7 protein-coding genes are annotated in these 7947 nt (G+C 26.4%); 5 read left to right on the forward strand and 2 right to left on the reverse strand.

Annotated features, from left to right (window positions below):
* Window positions 1-101: 101 nt before the first annotated feature.
* On the reverse strand, window positions 102-1202 hold the full coding sequence (locus E6A48_RS07990) for an aspartate-semialdehyde dehydrogenase (protein WP_219709533.1): 1101 nt from the start codon (window positions 1200-1202) through the stop codon (window positions 102-104).
* A 113-nt stretch (window positions 1203-1315) separates the two neighbouring features.
* Window positions 1316-2119 carry a M55 family metallopeptidase gene (locus E6A48_RS07995; RefSeq protein WP_219709535.1) on the reverse strand — a complete coding sequence of 268 codons (804 nt, stop codon included), beginning with the start codon at window positions 2117-2119 and terminating at the stop codon, window positions 1316-1318.
* 130 nt (window positions 2120-2249) lie between these two features.
* Between E6A48_RS07995 and E6A48_RS08000 the strand changes: the two genes are divergently transcribed.
* The 5 genes from E6A48_RS08000 to E6A48_RS08020 all read left to right on the forward strand — a co-directional run bounded on the left by E6A48_RS08000 (window position 2250) and on the right by E6A48_RS08020 (window position 7785).
* Window positions 2250-3398, forward strand: coding sequence for a hypothetical protein (locus tag E6A48_RS08000; protein WP_219709537.1), 1149 nt, complete (start codon window positions 2250-2252; stop codon window positions 3396-3398).
* Window positions 3399-3566: 168 nt separating this feature from the next.
* Complete coding sequence (locus E6A48_RS08005; RefSeq protein WP_219709539.1) at window positions 3567-4871, forward strand: CHAT domain-containing protein; 1305 nt, start codon at window positions 3567-3569, stop codon at window positions 4869-4871.
* Window positions 4864-5907: an N-acetylmuramoyl-L-alanine amidase gene (locus E6A48_RS08010; protein ID WP_219709540.1), complete on the forward strand. Its 1044-nt coding sequence runs from the start codon at window positions 4864-4866 to the stop codon at window positions 5905-5907. The genes E6A48_RS08005 and E6A48_RS08010 overlap by 8 nt, the downstream gene beginning before the upstream one ends.
* 4 nt (window positions 5908-5911) lie before the next feature.
* Complete coding sequence (locus tag E6A48_RS08015; RefSeq protein WP_013244116.1) at window positions 5912-6586, forward strand: SAM-dependent methyltransferase; 675 nt, start codon at window positions 5912-5914, stop codon at window positions 6584-6586.
* A gap of 59 nt (window positions 6587-6645) precedes the next feature.
* A complete protein-coding gene (locus tag E6A48_RS08020; protein WP_219709543.1) occupies window positions 6646-7785 on the forward strand; it encodes an HD-GYP domain-containing protein in 1140 nt (379 codons plus the stop codon).
* Window positions 7786-7947 lie beyond the last annotated feature (162 nt).

Genomic DNA, 7947 nt, shown 5'->3' on the forward strand with positions numbered 1-7947 from the left:
TAATACTAACTATATTTTACATACTAAATATTAAAACAATATAAATAAAAAAGGCACTCAATATAATTGAATGCCTTATAACATTTTACTAAATAATATTATTATTTATCAGTCTTTTTTACTTCTTTTTTTGTTGCTGCTTTTTTTGGCTTGCAAACTCTCTTTTTTGGAGCTTCTTCTTTTTTAGATTCTTTATCTAATAAAGGCAATACCAACTCAGCAATTTGTACAGCATTTGTAGCAGCACCTTTTCTTATTTGGTCGCCTGCACACCAGAAAGTTAAAGAGTTTTTAGCACTGATGTCTTCTCTTATTCTTCCAACAAATATATTATCTTGATCTGTTGTATCTAAAGGCATAGGATATTTAAATTGTGAAGGATTATCTACCACTTTTACACCTTTAGCTTTTGATAATAATTCTTTAGCCTTTTTAGCTGTTAATTTCTTTTCTGTTTCTATTGTTATAGATTCGCTATGACTTCTTAAAACAGGTACTCTAACACAAGTACAGCTTACTTGTAAATCTGGAGCATGTAATATTTTTCTGCCCTCATTAGTCATTTTTAATTCTTCTTTAGTGTAGCCTGTTTTGCTGTCAAATGCATCTATTTGAGGAATTAAGTTAAATAATATTTGATATTTGAAAGCTTTTATATTTAACTTTTTCTGTTCTGCATAATCATAAACCTGCTGCTGAAGTTCTTCCATACCCTCTTTACCAGCACCAGATACTGCCTGATATGTAGAAGCTATTATTCTTTTAATTTTAGCAAATTTATGTAATGGAGCTAATGCCACCAAAGCAATAATAGTACTGCAATTAGGATTTGCTATAATACCTTTATGAAGCTTAACATCTTCAGGGTTAACCTCTGGAACTACTAAAGGAACATTTTTATCCATTCTAAAAGCACTGCTATTATCAATAACAACACTTCCAGCTTTTGCAGCCAAAGGACTTAGCTTTTTACTTTCATCGCTTCCAACAGCAACTAAAGTAATATCCATATCTTTAAAAGAATCTTTAGTAGGTTTTTCTATGGTGTATTCTTTATTATTAAAAATAACCTTCTGACCTGCTGTCTTATTACCTAATAATCTTAATTCATTAACAGGGAATTTTCTCTCTTGCAATATTTTGAGCATCTCTTTACCAACGGCACCAGAAGCACCCAATAAACAAACATTTACTTTTTTCATAAATTAGTCCATATATTAAATTATTTTTTGTAGTAATATTATATAATATAATTTTTTAAAAGCAATATTATTATATTTAATTAATAATACTTATTTAATAAAATTAATAAAAATTATAAAATAAACTTCATAGCCCTAAGTATCTCATAATAATCATTACTCTCATAAACTATTGTGTTATCATTAACTTTTTTAGCATTAGGATAAAATGACATCTTATAAGCATAACCATGTTCTTTATAAGTTACTTCAAGCTTAAAAGTCTTTGGAAGTTTTAAACATTTAAAATCTTGTTTTAAAGCTTCTTCAGTTTTTTCTTTAATAGTTTTAATCATAAGATTAGGAGAATAGTTAATAGTAGAATAACCAACACCCTCTTTTACAGCAAGTGTTATTAAACTAGGGTGATTAGGGTCCATATTATTAGCATCGTCGCAAAGCCCTTTATCTCCAGACAAAAATACTGAAGGCACATTTCTATAAGCTGCAGCATAACTAAAAAACATAAACTCGCTTGCTATAACATCATTTAATTTTATACTAAATAATTTAGAATTGCTCATAGTATGTGATAAAGGATTGCTTCCGCTTGTAGCAGGACTATGATAACCTATAAACATTACAGCATCAAAACTTTCATCTATACCCTCAACCATAGAATAAGGGTCTCCGCTCCACTTTCTATGCACTTTCACAATGTCAGGAAAAGCAGTTTGGTCTATGTTCATAGCAGAATCATGGGCATCTTTAACAAATATCTCTTTAGCACCAGCAAGTATTGCCCCCTCGCAAGCAGCATTAACCTCTTTAGTCATTTGCAATGCATGCTCTTTATAAGTTAATGAACCCATATCTGTATCTGGCCATTGTGTTGTTGTTGTTACTCCTTCTATATCTGCACTAATAAATACTTTCATTTTTGTTTCCTTGAATAAAAATAATTTTGCATAATATACTATTACATTTTTTATTTTATTCAAGATATTTTATTTTATAAAATATGTTGTATAATCCTATAAAATAAAGCAATAAATAAAAGGCATAGTAATGAATAACATATCAGTATTTTTCCAAACATATAAAAAAGAATTAAGAACTATATTTTTATTTTTTATCGCAACTAGAATAATATTTGCTTTGATGCTCTATATAGGTTACTATTATCTTCCAAAAGGAGATGATGTATATAATAATGTGCATAAACCTTTAGATATAATATTTCAGTTTAATGACTGTTCTAATTATACATATATAGCAAAAAATGGATATGATGGTTCTTTATATGCCTTTGGACCTTTATACCCTGTAATGATAAAATTATTATCCCCAATATTTTTTGGTTCATATGAATGGGCTGCTTTTACAATATCAAATATATCATTTATTATTGTTATATTATTACTATTTTACTATTTAATACAATATATTGGAAAAACTGCTTCTATGTATGCAACTATAGCACTAATAATGTATCCTGCCTCACATTATAATTCTGTGCCATATACTGAAGCTTTATATTTTTTAATGATTTTAATATCAATAATATCCTATAAAAATAAAGATTATATGATAGCTGCAATTTTTTGTGGGTTATCTATTCTTACAAGAATAAATGGTATTGCATTGCTTGCTGCATATGGTCTTGACATGCTTGTAAACTATATAAAACAAAAAAATTATAACATAAAATCAACTTCAGAATTAATTAAACATGGAATTAGCTTTCTAATAGTTGTGATGGCTATATATGGTTTATGGCTTGTATATATGTATGCTAAAACAGATAATGCTCTATATTTTTTGGAAGCTCAAAAAACATGGTCAAGAGAAACTCCTAGTCCTTTTATTATACCTTTTATAATAAAACTTTTTATTAGAATATTTCAATATCCAGCTTTAAGAACTACTTTAGAATTCTTATGCCCAATTACTATGCTTATATTATCAATACTTTCGGTTAAAAAAATGCCTATATATTTTTCTTTCTATTCTATATTTACAGTGCTAATGCCTTTAACTACAAATAGTACTTGGTCTTTAACAAGACTTCCTATGGTGGCTTTATCTGCATATGCATTCATTGGAATAAAATCTGAAAAAAGTAAAGTATTTAGAATAATATGGTTTTTAATATCATTAATATTATTTGTAATATTTACTGCTACTATGGGACAATTAAGAGCCACTTTTATATAAAAATTATAAATATAAACTTTTATTTTATAAATGTTTAATATATAATACAAATACTTGATAGTAATTAATATTAAATAATAACTTTTTATCATTGAACTCTAGATTTAAAAATCATTTAGAGTTTTTATAAGCAATAATGAAAAATAATAATTTATATAAAAATAGTTTATGAGTAATTATATTGTAACGCAAAATAAAAACTTTTTTAATTCTTCAAATTTTGAGTGCATAAAAATAAAAAAATCTCAACTTAAAAAAATAAACAAAAAAGAGAAAATAAATATATTTTTGTACGACAATGAAAAAAATAAATTATACGGCACATACGAAATAGATTTAAATACTAAAACAGAAAAAGATAGTTTTTTGTATTTAAACATAACGGACACCTACAAAAAAAGAAGAGGAATATATTATAATCTCGAAGAAAAATATAATGAATTTTTCATTTATAATTTAGATGAAAATATTTTTTCAAAGTTAAAAGAGAGATTAACTTTATTAAATGAAAATCTATCGCAAACATTTTTAAGCTGCTCTATAGAGAAACATAAAGAAAAACAAAATAAAAAAGAATATATATTTCACTACAAGGCAATAGAAACTTATCCATCATTATATATTGCAGAATATAAAAAGCCTTTTGATTTTGATGCCTACAACAGCATATATAAAGAATATTTAAGGTTATTAAAAAGAGCAAACAGCGAAAATGATAATATAAGCAAGTATTTAGAAATTGGAAATTATTTAATGAATATGCTTATACCGGAAAAAGATTTTAGAGAACATTTATTTGAAGGCTTTAGAATAGTTTATTTAAATCTTGATGAAACGACCTCTTCAATACCTTGGGATATATTATCATATAATAATAAATTTCTATCAGAAAAAATAATTTTCTCTTATATTAGTGATGTTAATGTAATGCATAAAAAAATTACAAATAGTAAAAAAATTGCTGTAGTATCAATACCATATGATGATATAAACGATGAAAAAGAAATTGATTTATTAAAAACATTATCCGCTAATAACAACTTAAATATTGATGTATATAAAAAAGAACATAATTATTTTGAGTTTATAAAAATTTTAGAAAATTATGATATAGTGCATATTATTACGCATGGTCATTCGAATGGTTTATCTTTAAGTAAAGATTATATATTGAATAATATTTCTGCATTAGAAAATCCGCCGAAAATGATTTTTATTAATGCATGCAATATGAATGACAGCAATATAGTAAAATCGTTTTTATCATGCGGTGTAAACACTGTAGTTTCTGGAATTGGTAGTTTATCCGATAATATATATAATGATTTTGTTATGAGTTTTTATTCAAATTTACTTCATAAACATTCTAGAATAAATACGGCTCAAGCATTTCATTTTGCACATATAGAGATAAAAGACAATTATAATGGTTTTATGCGTTATAGATTTAATGGAGTAGCTTGTTATGTTTAAAAATATTTTTATACTGCTTATTGTAAGTATAGTTCTTTCTTGCTCAAATAACACAGAAGAAATCACAGCACCCGCTATAAATAAAAGAAAAAAAGCACCTAGAATATCAACACTTTATAAATCTGGTTCATACAATTTAAGAATTAATTATATAATACTTCACTACACAGCATTAGATGATGATATGTCTTTAAAAGTATTAACAGACCCTGGTGTATCTTCGCATTATTTGATAACAACAAGAGCTAATGAACCTATATATAAACTAGTAGATGACACAAACAGAGCTTGGCATGCTGGAATTACAATGTATCAAAATAGATATAGCATTAATGATAGTTCTGTGGGAATAGAAATTGTAAATTTGGGCTATATACAAAAAGTAACAAACACTCCTCAGCAGCTTGCAAGAATGAATAAAAGACAGCTTGAAAACTTATATTTTACTCCGTATGATGAATATTTAGAGTATGATGAATCGCAAATAGAAAAAGTAGCATATCTTCTTAGGGAGCTTGTAGATAAATACGGAGTGAGACCTTATAATATATTAGGGCATTCAGATATAGCACCATACAGAAAAAAAGACCCAGGCCCCAAATTCCCTTGGAAAAGATTATATGATGAATATGATTTAGGTATATGGTATGATAAAGAAGATTACAGTAACTTTATGATGAGTAATGATTATAGAACTGCTACTGTAATGGATATAAAAAATGAGTTTATAAAATATGGATACACAAGTATGCCAACCAATAATATTTGGGACTTTGAATCAAGAAAAGTCTTATATGCTTTTCAATGCAGATTTAGAACGAATGATATAGACGGCAACATAGATAAAGAAACCTACAGTATAGCAAGAGCTTTGAATCTAAAAGTAAAAAAACTTAATGAAGCTTATGAACGCTCTAAAGCTAATAACTTCCTTACAAATACATTCTTTACAAATATATTTATAAGCAATAATATAGTAAATAATAATTGGGATTATATGCATACTAATAAAAATATTATAATGAGGAGAAAATAATTTGATGCCTGTAGTTTATATAGCTTCAAGAGATATTGGTAATTACAAAGATAATACAGAGAGGCTTAAAGAAATATTAACTGAAAGCGATATTATATTGGTTGAAAGTTTTAGAGAGGCTACTACGCTTTTTAAAAATCTTAACCTTAATATAGATAAATCAAAGTTAATAGAGTTTAGTGAGCATACAAAAAAAGGTAAAGACATTGATGATATAATGATAAAAATATTAAATTGTAAAACTGTATCTCTCATAAGTGATTGCGGAACACCGGCTTTGGAAGACCCTGGAAGAGAGCTTCTTGAATATTGTTATTCTTATAATATAAAAGTAAAACCCATACCCGGTGTAAGCAGTGTTACAGCGGCTATTATGTGTTTGCCTTTTAATTTTAGAGAGTTTTATTATGCAGGTCTTTTGCCTAGAGATGACAGAGAAAGAGAGAGAAAGCTGATAGAATTAAAAAAATTAAATGTTCCTGTTATAGTTTTGGATACTCCTTATAGGCTTTCAAAAGTGCTTAATGCTGTTAAAAAAATATATTCAAAAAACAAAATAGTTGCTTTATGCATGGATTTAACTCTGCCTACAGAAGATATTATAATAGATGAAATTGGAGTTCTTTGTTCTAAATATGCTGAAAATAAAAAAAGAGAGTTTGTATTAGTAATAAAATAATATAATTGCATTAAACAATATTTAATTCCGAAAAATATATATAAAAAAACGGAGAGAATATGTTTACTATACCAACAATAGAGCTTAAAGAAGGAATGAAAATAGCTTCTAATGTATATGATAGTGATGATAATATTATAATAGATATGGGTTCTATTGTAACAAAAAGCACAATAGAATTATTAAAAAGAAAATATATTACTACAGTATCTGTTGTTGAATTAATAGACAATAAATATCAAAATAATTTTGATAACAGCATAAAAAATCAATTAAATAAAAAAGTGATAATAGAAGAAGACGGCAAAGAGATACTAAAAATTGACAGCCAAAAAGCGTTGGACGTAAATAATACAACAATGGAAAAAACTAAAAATGCTTACAACATAGCAAAAAATAATGGTACTGTTGATTTTATAGAATTAAAAAAAGATGTTGATATTATGCTTAATTCTATATTAGAAAATAGAGAAGCTCATTCTTATTTAGCTATATTAAAAAGAAAAGATGAATCTATATATAAACATGCAGTGGACGTTGCTGCATTATCTGCCATTACTGCAATAGAAATGAATTTAACAAAGGCTGATATATCTAATATTATGCTTGGTGCTTTGCTTCATGATATAGGAAAAGTATTAGTTCAGGAATATTTATTAAACAAAAAAAATTTAACTGCAGATGAAATTAATATATTAAAAAAACATACAACGCACGGATACAAACTTGCTAAGAGAGATAATTTGGAAGACAATATCGCAGATATAATATTAGAACATCATGAGAAATATGACGGAAGCGGTTATCCTTTTGGTAAGGGCAACAGAGATATAGGACTTTACAGTAAAGTGGTTTCTATAGCAAATAAGTTTAATAACCTCATTGTTAATGGAAATGATGGTTTAATTTGTACTGCAGATAAGGCAATGAAAATTATTATATCGCTTTCAAAAAAAGACTTTGATATGGATATAGTAAAGCATTTTCAAAAGGCTATAGGTTTTTATCCGAACAATACAAAAGTAAAATTGTCTAACGGACAAACAGCAAGGGTAATACAGCAAAACACCAATTTACCTTTAAGACCAATACTCTCTATTGAAAAAAATGAAGACGGAAGCGATGCTAATTATCTTGAGGTTTTAGACCTTTCAAAATCAAATAATTTGTTTATAAGAGAAGTTATGAATTATATGTAAGCAGAGTGTGTACATTTTCAAATAAAATTTATTGTATTGCATTTTATAAGAATAAAGTACTTGCCGTTTTTATGGTTAAAAAAATTTAATAAAATAAATATTTATATTATTTTTGATTTAATATTTAGCATATAAAATATAATTAGTATTATTTTATATAAT

Source organism: Brachyspira pilosicoli, from assembly GCF_019402445.1.
In the GTDB taxonomy this organism is placed as follows: Bacteria; Spirochaetota; Brachyspiria; order Brachyspirales; family Brachyspiraceae; genus Brachyspira; species Brachyspira pilosicoli_B.

Coding starts and splice junctions, on each gene's coding strand:
- E6A48_RS07990 (WP_219709533.1), bottom strand. CDS start 1,202: ATGAAAAAAGTAAATGTTTGTTTATTGGGTGCTTCTGGTGCCGTTGGT.
- E6A48_RS07995 (WP_219709535.1), bottom strand. CDS start 2,119: ATGAAAGTATTTATTAGTGCAGATATAGAAGGAGTAACAACAACAACA.
- E6A48_RS08000 (WP_219709537.1), top strand. CDS start 2,250: ATGAATAACATATCAGTATTTTTCCAAACATATAAAAAAGAATTAAGA.
- E6A48_RS08005 (WP_219709539.1), top strand. CDS start 3,567: ATGAGTAATTATATTGTAACGCAAAATAAAAACTTTTTTAATTCTTCA.
- E6A48_RS08010 (WP_219709540.1), top strand. CDS start 4,864: ATGTTTAAAAATATTTTTATACTGCTTATTGTAAGTATAGTTCTTTCT.
- E6A48_RS08015 (WP_013244116.1), top strand. CDS start 5,912: ATGCCTGTAGTTTATATAGCTTCAAGAGATATTGGTAATTACAAAGAT.
- E6A48_RS08020 (WP_219709543.1), top strand. CDS start 6,646: ATGTTTACTATACCAACAATAGAGCTTAAAGAAGGAATGAAAATAGCT.